Genomic DNA, 22,799 nt, shown 5'->3' with positions numbered 1-22,799 from the left:
ATCCTAGCGGCGATCGCCGAAGATGCTCAGCAGGAATTGGAACAGGTTGATGAAGTTCAGATACAGGTTCAGCGCGCCGTAGTTGGTCGCCACGCCGAGCGCGGTCTGGTCGCCGCCCATCTCATAGTAGCTCATCTTCAGGCGCTGGGTGTCGTAGGCGATCAGGCCCGCGAAGATGAACACGCCCAGCACGCTGATGATGAAGCCCATCATGCCGTTGTGCAGGAACATGTTGACCAGGCTGGCGATGATCAGGCCGAACAGGCCGATGATCAGGAAGCTGCCGAAGCCGGTCAGGTCCTTCTTGGTGGTGTAGCCGAACAGCGACAGGCCGCCGAACGCCGCCGCGGTGATCAGGAAGGTCGAGAAGATCGACGCGCCTGTATAGACGAAGGTCAGCACGCCGAGGCCAGCGCCGATCAGCGCGACGATCGTCCAGTAATAGATGCCGGACGAGCGCGGCGTGACGTTCTTCATCGCGAAGGCGCCGAACAGGATCACGACCAGCGGCGCGAAGGCCACGATCATGCCCAGCAGGGTGTAGCCGACCTTGCCGGTGGGCGAGACGCTGAACATCAGGTCGCGCACGGGCGGGAAGACGCCGGTCAGGAAGGCGAGAGCGGCCGAAAGGACGAGACCAAGCGCTACCTTGTTGTAGACGCCGAGCATGAAGCTACGAAGTCCCGCGTCCACCGACATGTCGGCGCGATCTGCGGGGACCGTGCGCGCGTAGCCGCGGTTGAAGTCGCTCATCAGAGAATGGGCCCTTTGCTGGCGCCCCGAGTGGGCGCAGCCCCAAATATCGTGACGGTTCTGCATCCTTGCAAGGCTTGGGCGATTACGATTGCGTCAGAACCTCAGCACCTTAGGTAGTCTCGCCATGATCCGCTTGTTCGCCGCCATCGCCGTTCCCGAGGAGATCGGAGCCGACCTGCTGCCGCGCCAGGATCGCCTGCCCGGCGCGCGCTGGCGGCCGCAGGAGGCCTTCCACATCACCCTGCGCTTCGTCGGCAACGTGCCCGAGAACCGGGCGGCCGACCTCGACGCCGAATTGACCACCGTTGGTGGCGGGCCGCTGGAGCTGTCCCTGGCCGGGGTCGGGGCTTTCGGCGAGGGCGCCGACATCCATGCCGTCTGGGCCGGGGTCGAGGAGAACGAGCGCCTGCGCCATCTGGCGCGGTCGTGCGAGATCGCCGCCCGTCGCGCCGGGCTGAAGCCGGACACCCGCGCCTACAAGCCCCATGTCACGCTCGCCTATCTGCGCCGGCCCAACCCGGCCGAGGTCGCCGCCTGGATCCAGGAGAACAACCTCCTGCGCACCGAGCCCTTCCGCGTCACCAGCTTCGGCCTCTATTCCAGCTGGCAGTCCGACCAGGGCTCCTGGTACCGGATGGAGCGGGAATATCCGCTGTATTGAGGCCGGAACGACGAACGGCGAATAGCGCCGGCCCGATCGGGATCACGCCTCGACCGCGTAGTCCTTCAGCACCCCCAGCGGCACGATCGCCAGCGTCTCCTCGTGGGTGCTGGCCAGCACCACCTGCGGGGCGGCGCCGGCGTCCAGCGCCTCCTTCCAGCGCGGGGCGCACAGGCACCAGCGGTCGCCCGGCTTCAGGCCGGGAAAGCCGTACTCCGGTACGGGCGTCGACAGGTCGTTGCCGACCATCTTGGAAAAGGCCAGGAACTCGGCGGTCATCACCGCGCAGACGGTGTGCAAGCCCACATCGTGCGGGCCGGTCTCGCAGCAGCCGTTGCGGAAGAATCCGGTGACCGGATCGAGCGAGCAGGGGATCAGCTCGCCCCCCAGCACATTCTTCGCGTCGGCGTCGTAGCGGGTGGTCATGGCGCCATCCTAACCCCTATGAGTGGCGCTTCGCCATCCTGACCGGAGAGCTGGACCGTGATCGCCGACCGGCCGCGCCGCAGCGCCCTCTACATGCCCGCCGCCAACGTCCGCGCCATCGAAAAGGCGCGCGAGCTGCCCTGCGACGTGGTGATCCTCGATCTGGAGGACGCCGTCGCGCCTGAGGCCAAGGCCCTCGCCCGCGACCAGGCCCTCGCCCGCGACCAGGCCGTCGCCGCCGTGCGCCAGGGCGGCTTTGGCCGCCGCGAAGTGGTGATCCGGGTCAACGGCCTCGACACCCCCTGGGGAACCGAGGACCTGGCCGCCGCCATCGACGCCGCGCCGGACGCCATCCTGGTCCCGAAGGTCTCCAGCGGCCACGACGTGCGCGCCTATGGCGCGGTCGAGGCCGGCGGCGTGGCGCTCTGGGCGATGATCGAGACCTGTGCGGCGCTGTTCACCCTCGACGAGATCGCCCGTGCAGGCGCCGGCCTTTCGGCCCTGGTGGTCGGCACCAACGACTTGGCCAAGGAGATGCGCTGCCGCCTGAGCGTCGAGCGCGCGGCCCTTGCCGGTCCGCTGTCGCTGATCGTCGCCGCCGGCCGCGCCCACGGCCTCGTCGTGCTGGACGGGGTCTTCAACGACATCTCCGACGAAGGGGGCCTGGCGCGCCAGTGCGGCCAGGGCCTGGAGTTCGGTTTCGACGGCAAGACCCTGATCCATCCCAGCCAGGTGGGGCCGGCCAACGCCGCCTTCAGTCCGACGCCGGACGAGGTCGCCTGGTCGCGGGCGGTGGTCGCGGCCTTCGATTCGCCGGAAAACACGGTTAAAGGCGTCATTAAAGTCGATGGGCGCATGGTTGAGCGGTTGCATCTGGCGCAGGCTCGGCGGGTTCTCGCCGTCGCCGAGGCCATCGCCGCGGCGTGAGGCGTGATTTGAGGAAGCTGCTGAAGGCATCGATCGGTCTGCTGGCCCTGGCCGCCGCATCCTCGGCGACCGCGCAGGACGTGGTCGATCCGATCGGCTCGCTGCTGGACCAGATCGACGAGGAGACCGCCGAGACCCAAGGAACCGCGCCCGCGGCCCCGCCGCCCGCGACGCCCGGTCCGGCCCCGTCCGCGCCGCCGCCTGCCGCCGCGACGGTTCCGCTGCCTCAGTCGACCTTCCCCTACGCTTCGGTTCCGCCGAGCGCCCCGGTCTATGGGCCGCCTGCCTATTCGCCGCCGCCGTCCTACGCCAGCCGGCGGCCGCAGCTCTCGGCTCCGGTCAATATCGACGACTACGACAAGACGCCCGAGGCGCCGCTGAACTCCGTCGAACAGAACTACGAGAACCGCCTGCGCGCCTCGTTCGCCTCGGCCCAGGGGCTGCAGGGGCCCATGGACGGCGGCTGGACCCTGGCCGGCCGCGACGGGAGAGCGCTCTACGCCCTGCTGCTGGTGGACAAGAACCAGGCCAGCCTCGAGGGCGCCTGGCGCGACACCCGCCGCCCGGGCGTCGCCGACGCGTCGGGCTTCTTTTCGGACATCCAGCGCATCGGCGGCCAGATCAACGCCACCTTCTATCCGCGCCCTGGCGGCGGCGCGGCCGTGCTCAGCCTGACGGCCGCGGCCAACGGCCAATGGAGCGGCGAGCTGGACGAAGGCGGCCGGCGCATCCCCGTCACCTTGAAGCGCGACTAGAGCCCCAGCGCCGCCCGCGCCGAGACCAGGGCCATGGCCAGGACTTCGGCCTCGTAGGGCTGCGCCGGGCTGTGCCCCCAGACCGGGCCGGGCCAGGCCGGGTCGCCGACCCGGCGGCCGACTACGTGCACGTGCAGCTGCGGCGTGACGTTGCCCAGCGCCCCGACGTTCAGCTTGTCGACCTGGGCCCCCAGGGCCCGCACCGCGCGGCCGGCGGCCAGGATCTCGTCGGTCAGCCGCGCCAGGTCCTCGCGCGACAGATCCTCCAGCTCCCGCGCGGCCTCGACCCGCGGGATCAGGACGACCCAGGGATAGCGGACGTCGTCCTGCAGGCGCGCCTGGCAGAGGGCCAGGTCGCCCAGTTCGTGGGAGGTCGCGAGAAAGGCGGGATCGGGCTCGAACATGCCCAATGCGTAGCCGCGAGGGGCGCCCGTGTCACTTGCGCTTGCCGCAAGCCCTTGTCGGGTCTAGACCGCCCGCGAATTTCGCACTGCAACCACGGGACAGTTCCATGACCACGAAGAAGCCGATCCGCGTCGCTGTCACCGGCGCCGCCGGCAATATCGGTTACGCCCTTCTCTTCCGCATCGCCTCGGGCGAGATGCTGGGCAAGGACCAGCCGGTCATCCTGCAACTGCTCGAAATCCCGACCGAAGGCGCGCAGAAGGCGCTGAAGGGCGTGGCCATGGAGCTGGAAGACTGCGCCTTCCCGCTGCTGCAAGACATGGTCCTGACCGACGACGCCAACATCGCCTTCAAGGACGCGAACTGGAACCTGCTGGTCGGCTCCAAGCCGCGCGGCCCGGGCATGGAACGCGCCGACCTGCTGAAGGACAACGGCAAGATCTTCATCGCCCAGGGCAAGGCCATCGACGCCGTGGCCGCTGACGACGCCCGCGTCGCCGTGGTCGGCAACCCCTGCAACACCAACGTGATGATCGCCGCGGCCCAGGCCAAGCGCCTGACCGCCGACCGCTTCACCGCCATGGTGCGTCTGGACGAGAACCGCGGCCGCGCCCAGCTCGCCAAGAAGGCGGGCGTCTCGATCAACGACGTCAGCGAGCTGTTCATCTACGGCAACCACAGCCCGACCATGTTCGCCGACTTCACTCACGCCAAGATCGGCGGCAAGCCGGCCGCCGACGTCATCGGCGACGAAGCCTGGCTGAAGAACGACTACCTGCCGGCCGTCGGCAAGCGTGGCGCGGCCATCATCGAGGCCCGCGGCCTGTCGTCGGCCGCTTCGGCCGCCAACGCCCTGATCGACCACGTCCGCGACCTGACCACCCCGGGCGCGATCCACTCGGTGGCCGTGAACAGCGAGGGCCGCTACGGCTTCGCCGAAGGCGTCTGGGCCGGCATGCCGGTGAAGACCACCGCCACCGGCTACGAGGTCATCACCTCGTACGAGATGGACGACTTCGCCAAGTCGAAGATCGCGATCACCAACGACGAGCTCGTCGGCGAACGCGACACCGTCAAGGACATGCTGGGCTAAGAGCCTGCGCCATCCGCGCAAAGGGCCGGCCCGCACCCGCGGCGCCGGCCTTTTTCGTGCGCGCGCCTCAGCGGCCGTCGGCGATGGCGTTGAGGTCGTCGATGCGCTGGTCGTAGAGCCGCGCCAGGGCCCGCGGCGAGCGCAGGGCCGCGTCCTCGCGCATCGCCATCCAGTCGTTCTGCTCGGCCCGCAATTGGCCGTAGGGCGCGCCGGCGCGAACCGCGCGGCGGAAGGCGCGGACCATCTGGCGGTCGGCCGCGGTCAGGGCGGGGTCGGAACAGGTCATCTCGTCGGCCAGCGAGCGGGTGTCGGCGCAGTCGACGCCGACCACCACGAAGGGCGTCGGCTCGCGCGCCACCGGCGCCGGCGGCGGTTCCGGCGGACGCGGCGCACGGCGCGGCGCCTGCGGCCAGGGCGGCTCGGGGGGCTGCGGGGCCTCAGGCGCTTGCGGAGGCAAGGGCGGTTCGCCGGCCAATGGTTCGGGCGGCGGCGCGGCCTGGGCGGGCGGCAGTTCGGCGCGGGCGACGGTCTCGGGCGACAAGGTCTCCAGCTTCTCGCCGACCGGCGGCAGCTTCGGCTCGGGCGGCCGCTCGCCCATGACGATGTCCATCTTGCGCGCATCGCTTGACGCGGCGCCGGCGCCAAAGAGCTGGCCCCGGGCCATCACCGCCGCGCCGACGCCCAGGGCGACCAGCACCGCGGCGCCGAACAGCAGCGGCCCGCGCCCGCCCGGCCGCTTGCCGGGAGGCGGCGGCGGGGTGCGATAGGGATCCCCCATGGTCAGCGGCGGTTCGGGCTCGAAGCTCATGGCGCGACCCTAGGCCCGACGCCTGAACGGCGGCTGAACTGCGCTTGGCCGACGGCCGCAAAGCAGCCGATAGTCGCCGCCATGAGCATCGGACCGACCCTCGAGACCGCCCGCCTGATCCTGCGCCCCATCAGCGGCGAGGACTTCGAGCCCTGGGCCGCCTTCGCCGCCGACGAGGAGGCCGCCCGGTTCCTCGGCGGCCCTCAGCCGCCCGAGGCCTCGTGGCGGATGATGTGCACCATGGCCGGCGCCTGGATCGTGCGCGGTTACAGCATGTTCTCGGTGATCGAGAAGGAGAGCGGCCGCTGGGTCGGCCGGCTCGGCCCCTGGCGCCCCGAGGGCTGGCCGGGCACGGAGGTCGGCTGGGGGATCGCGCGCGAATTCTGGGGCAAGGGCTATGCGCCCGAGGGCGCGGCCGCGGCGATCGACTGGGCCTTCGACCACCTGGGCTGGACCGAGGTGATCCACTGCATCGACCCCGGCAACGTCAATTCCCAGGGCGTCGCCCGCAAACTCGGCTCGAAAGTCCTTCGCCACGCCCTGCTGCCGCCGCCGATCAGCGAAAGCGTCGACGTCTGGGGCCAGACCCGCGAGCAGTGGAAGGCTCGGCGGCAGGACCATTAGATGCTCCCCTTCTGGGGAGCTGGCGCATATGGCCACGTCGCCTAACTGGGTGTCATCCCGGTTTCGGCTGTAGCCGAAGACCGGGACCCATTGCCGCCTGATCGTGGCGAATGGGACGCGGCTGAGCCGCACTCTGATCCATCCGGTGTTCATAGGTCCCGGTCTTGCTGCGCAAACCGGGATGACACTGTGAGTATGTGCGACGCCCCCCAAGAGGGGAGGATTTAGGAGCCCTCAAATCCACCCCTTCTCCCGCAGCGCCTTCGCATAGGTGCGGCTGACCGGGACCTCGGAGCCGTCCTTCAGGGTCAGGGTGGCGCGGCCGTCGCCGCGCCGGGCGTCCTCGATGGCTCCCCGGGCCACCCACCACGAGCGGTGCACCTGCATGCCCTCGATCCCGTCCAGCTCGGCCACTGCGTCGGCCAGCCGCAGCAGGATCAGGTCCTGGCCCTTCGAGGTGTGCAGGCGCAGGTAATGATCCTCGGACTCCACCGCCCACAGTTCGCCCCCGCGCAGCTTCAGCGGCAACCGCTCCAGGAACCGGGGCGGCGCGGGGCTGGCCGCCGCCGGCGCAGGCGGCTCGGCGCGCAGGCTCATGAACACCGCGAACAGCGTCATGCTCTGGCACATCACGAACGTGACGCCCAGATAGCCGGGCAGTTGCGCCAGGGCCGCCGCACCATGCGGGACGAACTGGGTCGAGCCCCAGACCACCAGCGTCATCGGCGGAGTCATCAGGGCCGCGGCGATGGCGGCCTGGACCAGGCGCCGCCCGCCGCCCCATCCCAGCCGCCCGACGGTGCGGAAGGCGATCATGCCCAGGCCGGCGCCGATCCAGGCGATGGCGACCATGAACAGGGTGCGCGGCAGGAAAGGCATGCCGCCGCTGCCGAAGGCGCCGACGAAGCTCAGGAACACCCCGACCAGGCCCGCGATCAGCAGGGTGCGCCGCGCCGAGGCCCAGGTGAGCTTCGCCGTTGGCGAAGCGCGAACGGCGTCGCCGTCCGTCTGGCGCATTCCCCGCGTCATCTCGCGCATCCGCCTTTGCGCATCGATCCGCCCGTCTCCAGGAACGCCGCCGTCTGTTCCTGCCGGAGATAAAGGATGTCGCCTCAATCGCAAACGGCCGCCCGCACGCGGCTGCGCCTGTTGCTCCCGCTGGCCGCGGTCCCGGCGATCGTCGCGCTCGCCCTGGCGCCGATCGGGCAGGCGGTGCTGCGCGCCGCCGGCCAGGCCCGGCCTCACGCGCCCGACCTGGCGGTGTTCGCGATGCTGAGCCCGGCGATCAAGATCCATCTGCTGGCCGCGCTCGCGGCCCTGGTCCTGGGGGCCGTGCTGATGGCCGCGCGCAAGGGCCGCCGCTTTCACCGGGCGGCAGGCTGGACCTGGGTGGCTCTGGTCGGCGTCACCGCCGGCTCGACGCTCTTCATCGCCTCCCTGAACCACGGCAAGTGGTCGCTGCTGCATCTCTTCACCGGCTGGACGTTGATCGTCCTGCCGCTGGCGGTCCTCGCCGCGAAGCGGGGCGAGATCGTCAGGCATCGGCGCAATATGATGGGCCTGTTCTACGGCGGCTTTGCTGTGAACCTGCTGATCGCCTTCATTCCCGGGCGCGCGCTCTGGCTGATGCTGCTGGGCTGAGCAGGCGCCGCATCTGGAGCCGGCGCCGCGGCGTGAACCAAAATTACAATGTTTTCTTGGCGTGGCGCGGTTGCCACGCCGTGACGCGGCGCCTATAACCCGGCCCGTCCGTCGGACCCGACGGGCTTCCCCATCACGCGTTCCGCGGCCTCATGAACATCCACGAGCATCAAGCCAAGTCCGTCCTCTCCGAGTTCGGCGTGGCGGTCCCGCGCGGCTATGCCGCCTTCTCCGTCGACGAAGCGGTCAAGGCCGCCCAGGACCTCGGTGGTCCGGTCTTCGTCGTGAAGTCCCAGATCCACGCCGGCGGACGCGGCAAGGGCCGCTTCGAGGGGCTCGGCCCCGACGCCAAGGGCGGCGTCCGCGTCGTCAAGTCGGTCGACGAGGTCAAGGCCAACGCCGAGGAGATGCTCGGCCGCGTGCTGGTGACCCACCAGACCGGCCCCAAGGGCAAGCAGGTGAACCGCCTCTACATCGAGGAAGGCGCCGCGATCGCCAAGGAATTCTACCTGTCGCTGCTGGTCGACCGCGAAACGAGCTGGGTCTCGGTCGTGGCCTCCACCGAAGGCGGCATGGACATCGAAGAGGTCGCCCACTCGACCCCGGAGAAGATCGTCACCTTCTCCATCGACCCGGCGACCGGCGTCTTCCCGCACCACGCGCGCAAGCTGGCGGCGGCCCTCGGCCTGACCGGCGGCCTGGCCAAGGAAGCGGCGACCCTGCTCTCGCAGCTCTATACGGCGTTCCTCGCCAAGGACATGAGCATGCTGGAGATCAACCCGCTGATCGTCACCGGCGACGACCACCTTCGCGTCCTGGACGCCAAGGTCAGCTTCGACTCGAACGCCCTTTTCCGTCATCCCGACATCGTCGCCCTGCGCGACGAGAGCGAGGAAGACCCCAAGGAGATCGAGGCCTCGAAGTACGACCTGTCGTACATCGCCCTCGACGGCGAGATCGGCTGCATGGTCAACGGCGCGGGCCTGGCCATGGCGACCATGGACATCATCAAGCTCTACGGCGCCGAACCGGCCAACTTCCTGGACGTCGGCGGCGGCGCCTCGAAGGAGAAGGTCACCGCGGCCTTCAAGATCATCACCGCCGATCCCGCGGTGAAGGGCATCCTGGTCAACATCTTCGGCGGCATCATGCGCTGCGACATCATCGCCGAGGGCGTGGTGGAAGCGGTCAAGGAAGTCGGGCTGAAGGTTCCGCTGGTGGTGCGCCTGGAAGGCACCAACGTCGAGCTCGGCAAGAAGATCATCGCCGAGAGCGGCCTCAACGTGGTTTCCGCCGACGATCTGTCGGACGGCGCCGAAAAGATCGTCAAGGCCGTTCGGGAAGCCGCCTAATGTCCATTCTCATCGGCAAAGAAACCCGCGTCATCTGCCAGGGCATCACCGGCGCCCAGGGCACGTTCCACACCGAGCAGGCCATCGCCTACGGCACCAAGATGGTCGGCGGCGTGACTCCCGGCAAAGGCGGTCAGACCCATATCGGCCTGCCGGTGTTCGACACCGTCCAGGGCGCGGTCAAGGCGACCGGCGCCGACGCCACCGTGATCTACGTCCCGCCGCCCTTCGCGGCCGACTCGATCCTGGAGGCCATCGACGCCGAGATCCCGCTGATCATCTGCATCACCGAGGGCATCCCGGTGGCTGACATGATCAAGGTCAAGCGCGCCCTGTCGGGTTCGAAGTCGCGCCTGATCGGCCCGAACTGCCCCGGCGTCCTGACGCCGGAAGCCTGCAAGATCGGCATCATGCCGGGCAACATCTTCCGCAAGGGTTCGGTGGGCGTGGTCTCGCGCTCGGGCACCCTGACCTACGAGGCGGTGTTCCAGACCTCGCAGGTCGGGCTGGGCCAGACCACCGCGGTCGGCATCGGCGGCGACCCGGTCAAGGGCACCGAGTTCATCGACATCCTCGATATGTTCCTCAAGGATCCCGAGACCGAGTCGATCATCATGATCGGCGAAATCGGCGGTTCGGCCGAGGAAGATGCGGCCGAGTTCATCAAAAATTCGCCGATCAAGAAGCCTATGGTCGGCTTCATCGCGGGCCGTACGGCGCCTCCGGGCCGCCGCATGGGCCATGCGGGCGCCATCATCTCCGGCGGCAAGGGCGGGGCGGAAGACAAGATCGCGGCCATGGAAGCCGCGGGCATCCGCGTCTCTCCCTCGCCGGCGAAGCTGGGCGAAACCCTTGTGCAGGTGCTGAAAGGCGCCTGATCTTTCGGCCGGGCGCTAAAAAGCGTCCGGCGACAACCTAAGTAGTATGGGCGGTCCGCGCTCGGCTCCTTCATTCTGAAGTCCGCGCCCGGACGCGCCGGGAAACGGACCAAATGGCGGACGACGGCAGTCTGATCAACGAGGTGCTCGCGGAGACCTCCTTCCTCTACGGCGGCAACGCCGCGTTCGTGGAGGACCTCTACGCGAAATGGGCGGCGAACCCGGCCTCGGTCGACGCCTCCTGGCAGGCCTTCTTCGGATCGCTGAACGACCGCGCCGAGGAAGTTAAGGCCGCCGCCGGCAAGCGCTCCTGGACCAAGCCGGGCGCGCCCGCCGCCCGTCCCGACTGGCTCTCGGCCATCGACGGCCTCTGGCCGGCGGTCGAGGCGAAGGTCGGCGCCAAGGTCGCCGAACGCGCCGCCCCCGGGGCCAGCGCCGAATCCGTCCGCGCCGCGACCCTCGACTCCCTGCGCGCCATCATGATGATCCGCGCCTACCGGATGCGCGGCCACCTGCGCGCCAACCTCGATCCGCTGGGCGTGGCGGTTCCCGAAGGCGACGCCTCCGAGCTCGATCCGGCCACCTACGGCTTCACCGAGGCCGACTTCGACCGTCCGATCTTCCTCGACTACGTGCTGGGCCTCGAGACCGGCACCATCCGCGAGATCCTGGCGATCCTGAAGCGCACCTACTGCGGCGACATCGGCGTCCAGTACATGCACATCTCCGATCCGGCCCAGAAGGCCTGGCTGCAGGAGCGCATCGAGGGCCGCGACAAGGAGATCCAGTTCACCAAGGAAGGCAAGATCGCCATCCTGAAGAAGCTGATCGAGGCCGAGGGCTTCGAGCGCTTCCTTCACAAGCGCTATCCCGGCACCAAGCGCTTCGGCCTCGACGGCGGCGAAGCCATGGTCCCGGCCATGGAGCAGATCATCAAGCGCGGCGGCGCGCTCGGCGTGCGCGACATCGTCCTGGGCATGCCGCACCGCGGTCGCCTGAACGTCCTGGCCGCGGTGATGGCCAAGCCGTATCATGTGATCTTCCACGAGTTCCAAGGCGGCTCGTCGGTGCCCTCCGACATCGAGGGCTCGGGCGACGTGAAGTATCACATGGGCGCCTCGTCGGACCGCGCGTTCGACGGCAACAGCGTCCACCTGTCGCTGACCGCCAACCCCTCGCACCTCGAGATCGTCAATCCGGTCGTGCTGGGCAAGGCGCGCGCCAAGCAGGCGGGCACGCTGCGCGATGCGCCGGATTCCGGCCGCGGCCATGTCCTGCCGCTGCTGCTGCACGGCGATGCGGCCTTCGCCGGCCAGGGCGTGGTGGCCGAGTGCTTCGCGATCTCCGGCACCAAGGGCTACCGCACCGGCGGGACCATCCACTTCATCGTCAACAACCAGATCGGGTTCACGACGGCGCCGCAATACAGCCGCTCCTCGCCCTATCCGTCGGACGTGGCGCTGATGGTCGAGGCGCCGATCTTCCACGTGAACGGCGACGACCCCGAGGCGGTGACCTACGTCGCTAAGGTGGCCACCGAGTTCCGCCAGCAGTTCGGCAAGGACGTGGTCATCGACATGTTCTGCTACCGGCGATTCGGTCACAACGAGGGCGACGACCCGACGATGACCTCGCCGTTGATGTACGCCAAGATCAAGGACCATCCGTCGACCCGTGAGCTCTATTCCCGCCAGCTGATCGCCGAGGGCGTGGCGACCGAGGGCGACATCGCCGGCTGGGTGAAGGAGTTTGAGGACTTCCTCGACAAGGAGTTCGAGGCCGGCAAGGGCTACAAGGCCAACAAGGCCGATTGGCTGGACGGCGCCTGGGCGGGCCTGGCCCTGCCGGAAGGCGACGACCGTCGCGGCGACACCAGCGTGCCGCTGAGCAAGCTGATCGACCTTGGCCAGAAGATCACCGCCATCCCCGAGCGCCTGGACGTCCACAAGACCGTCCGCCGCGTGATCGAGAACCGCCGCGCGGCCATCGACGCGGGTTCGGGCATCGACTGGGCGACCGGCGAGCACTTGGCCTTCGCCAGCCTGCTCGACGAGGGCTTCCCGGTGCGCCTGTCCGGCCAGGACAGCGTGCGCGGCACCTTCGTCCAGCGTCACTGCGACCTGATCGACCAGACCACCGAGGAGCACTACACCCCGCTGGCGCACCTGCGCCCGGGCCAGGCTCACTTCGAGGTCATCGACTCGGCCCTGTCGGAAGAGGCGGTGCTGGGCTTCGAGTACGGCTTCTCGCTGGCCGACCCCAAGACCCTGACCCTGTGGGAAGCCCAGTTCGGCGACTTCGCCAACGGCGCCCAGGTGGTCGTGGACCAGTTCATCTCGTCGGGCGAGCGCAAGTGGCTGCGGATGAGCGGCCTAGTCATGCTGCTGCCGCACGGCTACGAGGGCCAGGGGCCGGAGCACTCCTCCGCCCGCCTGGAGCGCTACCTCCAGCTCTGCGCCGAAGACAACATGCAGGTGGTCAACTGCTCGACCCCGGCCAACTACTTCCACGTCCTGCGCCGTCAGATGCGCCGCGAGTTCCGCAAGCCGCTGATCGTCATGACGCCGAAGTCGCTGCTGCGTCACAAGAAGGCGACCTCGACCCTGGCCGACCTGGCCGAGGGTTCGTCGTTCCACCGCGTGCTGCACGACGACGCCGAGCGCGGGACCAACAACACGGCGGTCAAGCTGGTCGAGCCGGACAAGATCCGCCGCGTCGTCCTCTGCTCGGGCAAGGTCTATTACGACCTGCTCGACGCGCGTGAGGAAAAGGGCGTGGACGACGTCTATATTATGCGCCTGGAGCAGTTCTATCCGTGGCCGGTGAAGTCGCTGTCGACCGAACTGAGCCGCTTCCCGAACGCCGAACTGGTCTGGTGCCAGGAAGAGCCGAAGAACATGGGCGGCTGGACGTTCGTCGACCCGTGGCTGGAGCTCACCCTGGAGCGGCTGAAGGTGAAGGCCAAGCGCGCCCGCTACGTGGGTCGCCCGGCCTCGGCCTCGACCGCCGCGGGCCTGATGAGCCGGCATATGAAAGAGCTGCAGAACTTCCTCGCGGAAGCCTTCGCTTAGGCGACGCGAAACCGAACTACAAAGAACGAACGAAAAGAACAGAGCGAAGAGAGACAGGTACTTCCTATGGCCGACATCATGACGCCCGCGCTGGGCGAGTCCGTCACCGAAGCGACGGTGGCGCGCTGGACCAAGAAGGCCGGCGAAGCCGTTCGGAAGGACGAGATCCTCGTCGAGCTCGAAACCGACAAGGTGAGCCTGGAAGTCGCCGCCCCGGCCGACGGCGTGCTCGAATACATCGCCGCCGAAGAGGGCACGACGGTCGAGCCCGGCGCGGTGCTGGGCCGCCTGGCCGAAGGCGCCGTGGCCTCGGCCGCGCCCGCCGCCGCTCCGGCCCCCAAGGCCGAGGCCACCAAGCCGGCTCCCGCGCCGGCTCCCGCGCCGGCTCCGGCGCCTGCGCCCGCCGCTGCGGCTCCGGCCGCCGCCGCGCCGCTGGCCCCCTCGGCCCAGCGCATCGTCGCCGAGAACAACCTCGACGCCGGTGCGATCGCCGGTTCCGGCAAGGGCGGCCGCGTGACCAAGGGCGACGCCCTGGCCGCGCTGGAAGCCCGCGCCGCCGCGCCGGCCGCCGCCCCGGCCGCGCCCGCCGCCCCGCGTGAGATCCACGAGCGCGAGGAGCGGGTCCGCATGACCCGCCTGCGCCAGACCATCGCGCGCCGCCTGAAGGAAGCCCAGAACGCCGCGGCCATGCTCACGACCTTCAACGAGGTCGACATGAGCGCGGTCATGGCCCTGCGCAACCAGTACAAGGACGGGTTCGAGAAGAGCCATGGCGTGAAGCTCGGCTTCATGAGCTTCTTCGTGAAGGCGGTGATCCACGGCCTGAAGCACGTGCCCGACGTCAACGCCGAGATCGACGGCACGGACATCATCTACAAGAACCACTACGACATCGGCGTCGCCGTCGGCACCGACAAGGGCCTTGTGGTTCCGGTGCTGCGCGACGCCGACGAGCTGTCGCTGGCCGGCATCGAAAAGGGCATCGGCGCCCTCGGCAAGAAGGCGCGCGACGGGGCCCTGGCCCTGGAAGACCTGCAGGGCGGCACCTTCACCATCTCGAACGGCGGGGTCTACGGCTCGCTGATGTCGACGCCGATCCTCAACGCGCCGCAGTCGGGCATCCTCGGCATGCACAAGATCCAGGAACGCCCGATGGCCGTGAACGGCCAGGTGGTGATCCGCCCGATGATGTACCTGGCGCTCAGCTACGATCACCGCATCGTCGACGGCCAGGGCGCGGTGACCTTCCTGGTGAAGGTCAAGGAAGCCATCGAGGACCCGCAGCGCCTGCTGCTGGACGTCTAAGCTCCGCCCCACCCGGCGAACGTGTTTCATGACGGCGGGGCTTTGCGCCTCGCCGTTTTGCTAAGGACTGGAAGAGCAATGGCTCAATACGACGTCATCATCATCGGCGGCGGCCCCGGCGGCTACAACGCCGGCATCCGCGCGGGCCAGCTGGGCCTGAAGGCGGCGGTGGTCGAAAAGCGCGGAACCCTGGGCGGCACCTGCCTGAACGTCGGCTGCATGCCGTCCAAGGCGCTGCTGCACGCCTCGGAGCTGTACGAAGCGGCCGGCGGCGAATTCGCCACCCTCGGCATCGAGGTGAAGCCCAAGCTGAACCTCGTGCAGATGATGAAGCAGAAGGCCGAGTCGGTGAGCGCCCTTACCAAGGGCATCGAGTTCCTGTTCAAGAAGAACAAGGTGGATTGGGTCAAAGGGGCGGGTCGGATCGCGGGCCCCGGCAAGGTGGAAGTGACCGCCGAGGACGGCTCGGTCACCACGCTCGAGGCCAAGGACATCGTCATCGCCACCGGCTCGGAGCCGACCCCCCTGCCGGGCGTCACGATCGACCAGGGGCGCATCGTCGACTCCACCGGCGCCCTGTCGCTGCCGGAAGTGCCGAAGAGTCTGATCGTCATCGGCGCCGGCATTATCGGCCTGGAGCTGGGCTCGGTGTGGCGCCGCCTGGGCGCCAAGGTGACGGTGGTCGAGTTCCTCGACCGCATCACCCCCGGCATGGACGCCGAGACCGCCAAGACCTTCCAGCGCTCGCTGACCAAGCAGGGCGTGGAGTTCAAGCTGGGCGCCAAGGTCACCGGCGCGACCGCCTCGAAGACGGGCGTCTCGCTGACCGTCGAGCCGGTCGCCGGCGGCGCGGCCGAGACCCTGGAAGCCGACTACGTCCTGGTCGCCATCGGCCGCCGTCCCTACACCGAGGGCCTGGGCCTGGAGAGCGTCGGGATCGTTCCTGACAAGCGCGGCTTCATCGAAACCGACCACTTCAAGACCTCGGCCCCGGGCGTCTGGGCCATCGGCGACGCCATCCATGGCCCGATGCTGGCCCACAAGGCCGAGGAGGACTCGGTCGCCTGCATCGAGACCATCGCCGGCAAGTACGGTCACGTGGACTACAACCTGGTCCCCAGCGTGGTCTACACGTACCCCGAAGTGGCCTGGGTCGGTCAGACCGAGGAGCAGCTGAAGGAGAAGGGCGTCGCCTACAAGGTCGGCAAGTTCCCCTTCACCGCCAACAGCCGCGCCAAGATCAACCACGAGACCGAAGGCTTCGCCAAGGTGCTCGCCGACGCCAAGACCGACGAGATCCTGGGCGTCCACATCGTCGGCCCGCAGGCCGGCGAGATGATCGGCGAATACTGCGTGGCCATGGCCTTCAAGGCGGCCAGCGAGGACATCGCCCGCGTCTGCCATCCCCACCCGACCCGCTCGGAAGCTGGCCGCCAGGCCGCCATGGGCGTCGAAGGATGGACCATGCAGGCCTGACGATGGTCGAGGTGAGGCGCGCGCGGGCTGACGAGATCGCGGCCTGCGCGGCGCTTTACGAGCGCGTCCTGCGCGAGACCTTCACCTGGGACCCGCCCGGGCGGCACAGCGCCGCCGACTTCCTCGCCCACGCGCTGGACGAAGAGGTCTATCTGGCCAGGAACGGCGATCGCCTGCTGGGGATCGCCGGTTTCCACCGGCCCAGCGCCTTTCTGCATTCCCTCTATGTCGAGACGCGGGGCGCCGGCGTCGGCAAGGCGCTGCTCGATCATGTCGCCTCGGTCGCGGGCGCCCCGCTGTCGCTGAAATGCCTGTCGCCGAACCTGCGGGCCCAGGACTTCTACCTGCGCGAAGGCTTCCGCATCGTCGATGTCGGCCGCGACCCCGGCGCCGCCCATACCTGGCTGCGTATGAGCCGCTGAGGGGTTCCACCTGTCATCGACCGGGCCTAGGGTTTGGCCGACAGGAGGATCGCCATGATTGCTTCCGCCCTTTTGCTGTCCGCCATGCTGGCCGCGCACCCGCCGGTGAAGGCCTGCCCGCCGGAAGGTGTGCTGGAGGTCTCCAGCCCCAGCCCCGCCCTGCTGCTGAGGCCCCAGGACCGGCGCGGAGATTCCGGCGCCCAGACCCTGGGCAGCCTGCCCAGGGCCGATCTCCAGCTCACCGTCCTGCGCTCGGTCGCGGGCTGCGCCCTGCCGACCGTCGTCCGCGAAAAGGTCGAGGGCGACGGCCGGTTCACGCGGCCGCGGTGAGTTTTCTCTCCTCCCCTGCGAAGCGGGGGAGGAGAAATCAGGCGCCTACGCCAACGCCGCCGCCAGCGTCTCCCGGAACGGCGTGGTCGGCCGCCCGATCAAGGCGCTCAGCGCCCGGCTGTCGTCGAACAGCGCCCCGCCCGCGGCCTTGGCGTCACTCTCGGCCAAGAGGTCGGCGAAGCCAGCCGGCAACCCGGCCGCCTCCAGCGCCGCACGGTACTCGTCCTGCGGCAGGTCGCGATAGACGACCGGTTTGCCGGCGATCTGCGACAGCGCGTCGGCGAACTGCGCCAGGGTGAAGGCCTCGTCGCCGGCCAGTTCGTAGGTCTTCGTCTCGGGAGCCTGCGCCGTCAGCACCGCCACCGCGGCCGCGGCGTAATCCTCGCGGCTCGCGCCCGAAATCGCCCCGTCCCTGGCGCTGCCCAGCAAGGCGCCGTGGGCCAGGGCGGCGGGCGCGGACTGGACATAGTTCTCGGTGTACCAGCCGTTGCGCAGCACCGCGTGGGCGAGCCCGCTGGCCGCCAGGTCCGCCTCGGTGACGCGATGCTCGGCGGTCAGGTTCAGCGGGCTGACATCGGCCCGCAGCAGGCTCGTATAGGCGATGAAGCCGACGCCGGCGGCCTTGGCGGCCTCGATCACCGCCCGGTGCTGCGGCGCGCGCCTGCCGACCTCGTTGGCCGAGATCAGCAGCAGCCGGTCCACGCCCTCAAGCGCGGGCGCCAGGGTCTGCGGCGCGTCGTAGTCGAAGGGGCGGACCGCCACCCCACGCGCGGCGTACTCGGACAGCCTGGCCGGATCCCGCGCCAGTGCGACGACCTGCCCAGGCGGGATGGATTGCAGCAGGATATCCAGGACGTGGCGGCCCAGTTGGCCGGTGGCTCCAGTGACGGCGTACATCGCGATCCTCTCAGTTTGCGGGTTGCGATGGGCCATCTAGGCGCCTAACTTCCTTTTCGGAAGTACGCACATTTGGGTAAGTATGAAGATGGACGCCGACGCTCCCCTTCGCCTGGCCGACCGCATGGACCGCGGCGACGTGTTCGCGCCGCGCTGTCCGTCGCGCGAGGTGCTCAAGCACGTGACCAGCACCTGGGGCGTGCTGGTGCTGATCGCCCTGGGCTCGGGCACGCTGCGGTTCAGCGAACTGCGGCGGAAGGCGGCCGGGGTCAGCGAGCGCATGCTGGCCCAGACCCTGCAGCAGCTCGAGGGCGACGGCCTCATCCTGCGCCGCAGCTATCCGGTCGTGCCTCCGCACGTCGAATACAGCCTCACCCCCTTCGGCGAGGAAGCCGCGCGCCTGGTCGAATCCCTCACCGACTGGATCGAGACACGCCTGCCGGACCTGCGGCAGGCCGGCTGACGTCACGCGTGCGGATGGGCCTTGGCGTAGGCGCTAAGCAGCGAGGCGGCGTCGACGTCGGTATAGCGCTGGGTGGTCGACAGCGAGGCGTGGCCCAGCAGTTCCTGGATCGAGCGGAGGTCCGCGCCCGCGCCCAGCAGATGGGTGGCGAATGAGTGGCGCAGGGCGTGGGGCGTGGCGCTGTCGGGCAGGCCGAGCCGGCTGCGCAAGGCTTGCACCGTCGCCTGCACATGACGCGGGCTCAGGGGGCCGCCCCGCTTGGCGCGGAACAGCGCCTCGCCTGCATCGAGCACGAACGGCAGGTCGGCCACATAGGCGTCGACCGCCGCACGCACGGCCGGAAGCACGGGGACCAGCCGCGTCTTGCCGCCCTTGCCCAGGATGCGCAGGGTGTCGGCCAGCGGCGCATCCGACCGCTTCAACGACAGCGCCTCAGAGATCCGCAAGCCGCAGCCGTAGAGCAGGGTCAGCACAGCCTGGTCGCGGCTGACCTCCCACTCGTCGCGGGCGGGATCGAAGGCGGGCTCGGCGATCAGGCCGCGGGCCTGGTCCTCGCTGACCGGGCGCGGCGCGGTCGGAACCACCCGCGGCCCGCGCACCAGGGCGATGGCGGCGTTGGGGGTGTCCAGCCGCCGATCCAGGAACTTGTGGAAGGTGCGGATCGCCGATAGCGCCTGCGACATCGAGCGTGGCGACAGCGGCGGCTCGCCCTGGCGAAGCTGAGCCAGCCAGGCGCGGATCTCGGCCGGGGCCAGCGACCCCATGTCGGCCAGGCTCAGGGCCCCGCCGCGATGCTGTTCCAGAAAGGTCAGATAGCGGCCGCCCGCGAAGGCGTAGGCCTCGACCGTGCGCGGCGAGGCGCGCCGCTCCTTGGCCAGGTGCTCCAGCCATTGGGCTAGAGCCGCCCGGGCGTTGGTCACAGGACCGGCCATCGCTCCGCCGTTCGCTCGACCACCCGGGCCAGGAAGGCCACCAGTTCGACCCCCATGTCCTCGGTGAAGCCGTTCTCGTCGGCCGAGCCGAAGGCCAGCAGGCCTTCGCGCGAGGGCTCCCAGATCGCCATGCGGACCATAGCCGTGGAACGCACCTGCGGCGCACGCTCGCCGAACAGGCCCAGCGCCACCGGCTCGAAGCCCATCAAGGCGACGCGGTCGTGGCCGATGATCATGTCGATCTGGCCCTCGACCAGGGCGCGCCAGCCGGCGGGGGTGCGTTCGGGGCCTTCCAGCGCAACGACGCCGCCCACCAGGCCGAAGCGCAGCTGGGCCAGCTCGTCCACCCGTCGCGCCAGGTCGGCATGATTGCGGGAATCGAGCATGTCGACGACCGCGCCGTGGGTCTGGGCCTGGGCCGCGAAATTGGCGCGGGCGGTGGCTTCAAGGTGTTTGCGCGCGGCGTTCTCTCGCTTGTGCGCCTCGTGCACGCGCGCCAGGGCCGCCGGGCCGAAGTCGATGACGTTGGCCGCGTCCGGGCGCAGGCCCAGCTCGGCCAGCAGCAGCGGGTCGGCGCGCAGAAAGTCGGGATTGTCGGACAGGAACCGGCGGACCGCGTGCGGGTCGAGAGAACTGTCCTTCGTCTTCGCCCCGCCTTCCATGGTCCGCCCCCTGAGCTTCTTACAGGATCGACTGGCCCGTCTTGGCCCAGTCGCTCATGAACTGTTCAAGACCCTTTTCGGTTAACGGGTGCTTGAAGAGGTCGGCGAAGACGGTGGGCGGAATGGTGGCGCAGTCGGCGCCGGCCAGGGCCGCCGCGGTGACGTGCGCCGGGGTGCGGATCGAGGCCGCCAGGATCTCGGTGTCGAAGCCGTAGTTGTCGTAGATGGCGCGGATTTCCTGGATCAGGCCCATGCCCTCGGCGCCGTAGTCGTCCAGGCGCCCGATGAAGGGCGAGATATAGGTCGCGCCGGCCTTGGCGGCGAGCAGCGCCTGGGCGGCCGAGAAGCACAGGGTGACGTTGGTGGCGATGCCCTGCACCGCGAACTCCGCCGTCGCGATCAGGCCCGCGCGGGTCAGCGGCAGCTTGACCACCACGTTCTGGGCGATGGCGGCCAGCTTGGCGCCCTCGGCCAGCATGCCCTCGACTTCGGTGGCGGCCACCTCGGCGCTGACCGGGCCTTCGACCAGATCGCAGATCTCGGCGATGACCTCCAGCATGGGCCGGCCGGACTTGGCGATCAGGGTCGGGTTGGTGGTCACCCCGTCCACCAGGCCTGTGGCGGTGAGCTCCTTGAGCAGGCCGATGTCGGTGGTGTCGAGGAAGAGCTGCATGGGTGACCTTCTGGCGCGGGGAATTCGGGGCTGTTTAGCGTTTGCGCCGCCCCGCGACCAGCCTATGTGGGGAGGGCCATGAGCCGCATCGCCTCCGTCCTCCTGCCCATGCCGCTGCCCGAGGCGTTCGACTACGCCGAGCCGGAGGGCATGGACCTGCAGGTCGGCGACCAGGTCGCCGCCCCGCTGGGGCCGCGGCTGCTGCGCGGCGTGGTGGTGGCCCTGCGCGAGGGGGCCGGCGGCAACCGGCCGCTGAAGCCCCTCGACAGCAAGCTCGACTCCCCGCCGCTGCCGCCGAGCGCCATCGAGTTCGTCCAGTGGGCTGCGCGCTATTCGGTCGATGCGCCGGGCCAGCCGCTGGCCATCGCCATCCGCGGCGCCCGCGCCCCCAAGGCCAAGCCGCAGAAGCTGCTGGAGGCGACCGGCGCCCTGCCGGGCCGCTCGACGCCCGCCCGCGTCAAGGTGCTGGAGGCCGCGGCCGCCGGCCCGATGGCGCCGGCCGACCTCGCCCGCGCCGCCGGGGTCTCGGCCGGCGTGGTCAAGGGTCTGGTCGACGAAGGCGCGCTCGCCCTGCGCCTGGTCGAGGATAAGGCGGCTTTCCCAGAGCCCGACCTTTCCCGCTCGGGCGCCCCGCTGAACCCGAGCCAGGCCGCCGCCGCCCAGGCGCTCGGCGCCATGGTCGGCGAGGGCGGCTTCAACGTCGCCCTGCTCGACGGCGTCACCGGCTCGGGCAAGACCGAGGTCTATCTCGAGGCCGTGGCCGCGGCCCTGGCCCGCGATCCTGAGGCCCAGGTGCTGGTCATGCTGCCCGAGATCGCCCTGACCCAGGCGGTGATCGCCAGGTTCGTGGAGCGCTTCGGGGTCAAACCTGCCGAATGGCACTCCGACATCGCCCCGCCGGTGCGGCGCAAGACCTGGGACGCGGTCGCCGCCGGCCGCGCGCGCATCGTGGTCGGCGCCCGCTCCTCGCTGTTCCTGCCGTTCCGCCGGCTGTCGCTGATCGTCGTGGATGAGGAGCACGACGGCTCCTACAAGCAGGACGAGGGCTTCATCTACCAGGCCCGCGACCTCTCGGTGATGCGCGGCAAGATCGAGGGCGCGGCGGTGATCCTGGCTTCGGCCACCCCGTCGCTGGAGACCCTGCGCAACGCCGAGACGGGCCGCTATCGTTGGCTGCGCCTGACCGCGCGCCACGGCGGGGCGGTGCTGCCGGACATCACCCTGATCGACCTGAAGGCCACGCCCCCGGAGCCGGGCCGCTGGCTCTCGCCGCCGCTGGTCGCGGCCATGGGCCAGACCCTGGCGGCGGGCGAGCAGACCCTCCTGTTCCTCAACCGCCGCGGCTACGCCCCGCTGGTGCTTTGCAAGGCCTGCGGCGAGAAGCTGACCTCGCCCGACACCGACAGCTGGCTGGTCGAGCACCGCTACACCGGACGCCTGGTCTGCCACCTGACCGGCTTTTCGATGATGAAGCCCGACAAGTGTCCGCACTGCGGCGCCAAGGACAGCCTGACCTCGATCGGCCCGGGCGTCGAGCGGGTGGAGGAGGAGGCGAGAGCGCTGTTCCCCGATGCCCGCATCGCCGTCTTTTCGTCCGACACGGTCTGGGACGCCGGTCAGGCCCGCGCCCTGGTCGAGGCGATGGCGGAGGGCGAGATCGACATCCTGGTCGCGACCCAGGCGGCGGCCAAGGGCCACAACTTCCCCAAGCTGACCCTGGTGGGCGTGGTCGACGCCGACCTCGGCCTGCGCGGCGGCGACCTGCGCGCGGCGGAACGGACCTACCAGCTCCTGGCCCAGGCCACGGGCCGCGCCGGCCGGCGCGAACGTCCCGGCCGCGCCCTATTGCAGACCTACGCGCCCGAGCATGCGGTCATGCAGGCGCTGAAGGCCCAGGACCGCGACGCCTTCGTCGAGGCCGAGATGGCCGAGCGCGAGATCATGAAGCTGCCGCCGTTCGGCCGGCTGGGGGCGATCGTCCTCTCCGGCCCCGACTCCGCGGCGCTGGAGGCCTTCGCCCAGGAGATGGCGCGCGTGGCGCCGAACGCCGAGGGGGTCGAGGTCTACGGCCCGGCCGACGCGCCGCTCGCCCTGGTCCGCGGCCGGCGGCGCAAGCGCTTCCTGGTGCGCGCCGACCGCAATGTCGACCTCTCGGCCTTCCTCGCCGCCTGGCGCGCCCGCGTGCGCCCGCCCGGCGCGATCCGGGTGGCCATCGACGTCGACCCGTACAGTTTCCTGTAGC

The 22,799-nt window shown here is 69.8% G+C and carries 24 protein-coding genes; 15 read left to right on the top strand and 9 right to left on the bottom strand.

The window, feature by feature from the left end; all coding sequences use genetic code 11:
• Positions 1-3 precede the first annotated feature (3 nt).
• Positions 4-753, bottom strand: coding sequence for a Bax inhibitor-1/YccA family protein (locus tag ACE3T2_RS16105; protein ID WP_374659145.1), 750 nt, complete (start codon positions 751-753; stop codon positions 4-6).
• Between the two features lie 127 nt (positions 754-880).
• On the opposite strand from ACE3T2_RS16105, the gene thpR reads away from it, so the two are divergent.
• Positions 881-1,417 (top strand): RNA 2',3'-cyclic phosphodiesterase, encoded by a 537-nt coding sequence (gene thpR, locus ACE3T2_RS16100; protein WP_374659143.1) that lies wholly within the window; start codon positions 881-883, stop codon positions 1,415-1,417.
• Between the two features lie 42 nt (positions 1,418-1,459).
• Here the strand turns inward: thpR and ACE3T2_RS16095 are convergent, their stop codons facing one another.
• Positions 1,460-1,843 carry a DUF2237 family protein gene (locus ACE3T2_RS16095; RefSeq protein ID WP_374659141.1) on the bottom strand — a complete coding sequence of 128 codons (384 nt, stop codon included), beginning with the start codon at positions 1,841-1,843 and terminating at the stop codon, positions 1,460-1,462.
• A gap of 57 nt (positions 1,844-1,900) precedes the next feature.
• Here ACE3T2_RS16095 and ACE3T2_RS16090 point away from each other — a divergent pair, with 57 nt between their 5' ends.
• Both ACE3T2_RS16090 and ACE3T2_RS16085 read left to right on the top strand, forming a co-directional pair.
• Positions 1,901-2,770 (top strand): CoA ester lyase, encoded by an 870-nt coding sequence (locus ACE3T2_RS16090; protein WP_374659139.1) that lies wholly within the window; start codon positions 1,901-1,903, stop codon positions 2,768-2,770.
• 8 nt (positions 2,771-2,778) lie between these two features.
• Positions 2,779-3,525 (top strand): hypothetical protein, encoded by a 747-nt coding sequence (locus ACE3T2_RS16085; RefSeq protein WP_374659137.1) that lies wholly within the window; start codon positions 2,779-2,781, stop codon positions 3,523-3,525.
• On the opposite strand, the gene ACE3T2_RS16080 is transcribed toward ACE3T2_RS16085, so the two are convergent.
• A complete protein-coding gene (locus ACE3T2_RS16080; RefSeq protein WP_374659135.1) occupies positions 3,522-3,935 on the bottom strand; it encodes an HIT domain-containing protein in 414 nt (137 codons plus the stop codon). The genes ACE3T2_RS16085 and ACE3T2_RS16080 overlap by 4 nt on opposite strands.
• Before the next feature lie 101 nt (positions 3,936-4,036).
• Between ACE3T2_RS16080 and ACE3T2_RS16075 the strand changes: the two genes are divergently transcribed.
• Positions 4,037-5,023 (top strand): malate dehydrogenase, encoded by a 987-nt coding sequence (locus ACE3T2_RS16075; protein ID WP_374659133.1) that lies wholly within the window; start codon positions 4,037-4,039, stop codon positions 5,021-5,023.
• A gap of 67 nt (positions 5,024-5,090) precedes the next feature.
• On the opposite strand, the gene ACE3T2_RS16070 is transcribed toward ACE3T2_RS16075, so the two are convergent.
• Entirely contained in the window at positions 5,091-5,831 is a 741-nt protein-coding gene (locus ACE3T2_RS16070; protein ID WP_374659131.1) for a lysozyme inhibitor LprI family protein, read from the bottom strand.
• 81 nt (positions 5,832-5,912) lie between these two features.
• Here ACE3T2_RS16070 and ACE3T2_RS16065 point away from each other — a divergent pair, with 81 nt between their 5' ends.
• Positions 5,913-6,455, top strand: a complete 543-nt coding sequence (locus tag ACE3T2_RS16065; protein WP_374659129.1) for a GNAT family N-acetyltransferase — start codon at positions 5,913-5,915, stop codon at positions 6,453-6,455.
• A gap of 234 nt (positions 6,456-6,689) precedes the next feature.
• On the opposite strand, the gene ACE3T2_RS16060 is transcribed toward ACE3T2_RS16065, so the two are convergent.
• Complete coding sequence (locus tag ACE3T2_RS16060; RefSeq protein WP_374659127.1) at positions 6,690-7,472, bottom strand: LytTR family DNA-binding domain-containing protein; 783 nt, start codon at positions 7,470-7,472, stop codon at positions 6,690-6,692.
• Positions 7,473-7,559: 87 nt separating this feature from the next.
• On the opposite strand from ACE3T2_RS16060, the gene ACE3T2_RS16055 reads away from it, so the two are divergent.
• From ACE3T2_RS16055 to ACE3T2_RS16020, 8 genes are all read left to right on the top strand, one after another.
• Positions 7,560-8,096 (top strand): DUF2306 domain-containing protein, encoded by a 537-nt coding sequence (locus ACE3T2_RS16055; protein WP_374659125.1) that lies wholly within the window; start codon positions 7,560-7,562, stop codon positions 8,094-8,096.
• A gap of 152 nt (positions 8,097-8,248) precedes the next feature.
• Positions 8,249-9,448, top strand: a complete 1,200-nt coding sequence (gene sucC / locus ACE3T2_RS16050; RefSeq protein ID WP_374659123.1) for an ADP-forming succinate--CoA ligase subunit beta — start codon at positions 8,249-8,251, stop codon at positions 9,446-9,448.
• A complete protein-coding gene (gene sucD, locus ACE3T2_RS16045; protein ID WP_374659121.1) occupies positions 9,448-10,326 on the top strand; it encodes a succinate--CoA ligase subunit alpha in 879 nt (292 codons plus the stop codon). Before sucC ends, sucD begins: the two co-directional genes overlap by 1 nt.
• 113 nt (positions 10,327-10,439) lie before the next feature.
• Complete coding sequence (locus tag ACE3T2_RS16040; RefSeq protein ID WP_374659119.1) at positions 10,440-13,397, top strand: 2-oxoglutarate dehydrogenase E1 component; 2,958 nt, start codon at positions 10,440-10,442, stop codon at positions 13,395-13,397.
• 66 nt (positions 13,398-13,463) lie between these two features.
• Positions 13,464-14,702: a 2-oxoglutarate dehydrogenase complex dihydrolipoyllysine-residue succinyltransferase gene (gene odhB, locus ACE3T2_RS16035; protein ID WP_374659117.1), complete on the top strand. Its 1,239-nt coding sequence runs from the start codon at positions 13,464-13,466 to the stop codon at positions 14,700-14,702.
• A 78-nt stretch (positions 14,703-14,780) separates the two neighbouring features.
• Entirely contained in the window at positions 14,781-16,178 is a 1,398-nt protein-coding gene (gene lpdA, locus ACE3T2_RS16030) for a dihydrolipoyl dehydrogenase (RefSeq protein WP_374659115.1), read from the top strand.
• The gene (locus tag ACE3T2_RS16025) at positions 16,160-16,600 is read left to right on the top strand and encodes an N-acetyltransferase family protein (RefSeq protein WP_374659113.1); all 441 of its coding nucleotides are present in this window, start codon (positions 16,160-16,162) and stop codon (positions 16,598-16,600) included. The genes lpdA and ACE3T2_RS16025 overlap by 19 nt, the downstream gene beginning before the upstream one ends.
• Positions 16,601-16,654: 54 nt before the next feature.
• Positions 16,655-16,930 carry a hypothetical protein gene (locus tag ACE3T2_RS16020; protein WP_374659111.1) on the top strand — a complete coding sequence of 92 codons (276 nt, stop codon included), beginning with the start codon at positions 16,655-16,657 and terminating at the stop codon, positions 16,928-16,930.
• A gap of 45 nt (positions 16,931-16,975) precedes the next feature.
• Here ACE3T2_RS16020 and ACE3T2_RS16015 read toward each other — a convergent pair whose 3' ends face one another.
• Entirely contained in the window at positions 16,976-17,827 is an 852-nt protein-coding gene (locus tag ACE3T2_RS16015; RefSeq protein ID WP_374659109.1) for an SDR family oxidoreductase, read from the bottom strand.
• An 82-nt stretch (positions 17,828-17,909) separates the two neighbouring features.
• On the opposite strand from ACE3T2_RS16015, the gene ACE3T2_RS16010 reads away from it, so the two are divergent.
• Entirely contained in the window at positions 17,910-18,290 is a 381-nt protein-coding gene (locus tag ACE3T2_RS16010; RefSeq protein ID WP_374659107.1) for a winged helix-turn-helix transcriptional regulator, read from the top strand.
• Positions 18,291-18,292: 2 nt separating this feature from the next.
• Here ACE3T2_RS16010 and ACE3T2_RS16005 read toward each other — a convergent pair whose 3' ends face one another.
• From ACE3T2_RS16005 to fsa, 3 genes are read right to left on the bottom strand one after another with little or no spacing between them, the layout of a single operon-like run.
• Complete coding sequence (locus ACE3T2_RS16005; RefSeq protein ID WP_374659105.1) at positions 18,293-19,222, bottom strand: tyrosine recombinase XerC; 930 nt, start codon at positions 19,220-19,222, stop codon at positions 18,293-18,295.
• The gene (locus tag ACE3T2_RS16000) at positions 19,207-19,884 is read right to left on the bottom strand and encodes a DUF484 family protein (protein WP_374659103.1); all 678 of its coding nucleotides are present in this window, start codon (positions 19,882-19,884) and stop codon (positions 19,207-19,209) included. Before ACE3T2_RS16000 ends, ACE3T2_RS16005 begins: the two co-directional genes overlap by 16 nt.
• Before the next feature lie 19 nt (positions 19,885-19,903).
• The gene (fsa, locus tag ACE3T2_RS15995; protein WP_374659101.1) at positions 19,904-20,557 is read right to left on the bottom strand and encodes a fructose-6-phosphate aldolase; all 654 of its coding nucleotides are present in this window, start codon (positions 20,555-20,557) and stop codon (positions 19,904-19,906) included.
• 78 nt (positions 20,558-20,635) lie between these two features.
• On the opposite strand from fsa, the gene ACE3T2_RS15990 reads away from it, so the two are divergent.
• The gene (locus ACE3T2_RS15990) at positions 20,636-22,798 is read left to right on the top strand and encodes a primosomal protein N' (RefSeq protein WP_374659099.1); all 2,163 of its coding nucleotides are present in this window, start codon (positions 20,636-20,638) and stop codon (positions 22,796-22,798) included.
• Position 22,799 lies beyond the last annotated feature (1 nt).

The organism is Phenylobacterium sp. (assembly GCF_041919955.1).
Classification (GTDB): domain Bacteria; phylum Pseudomonadota; class Alphaproteobacteria; order Caulobacterales; family Caulobacteraceae; genus Phenylobacterium.
Note: the sequence above shows the minus strand (reverse complement) of the source record. Positions and strands in the feature narration are given on the sequence as shown.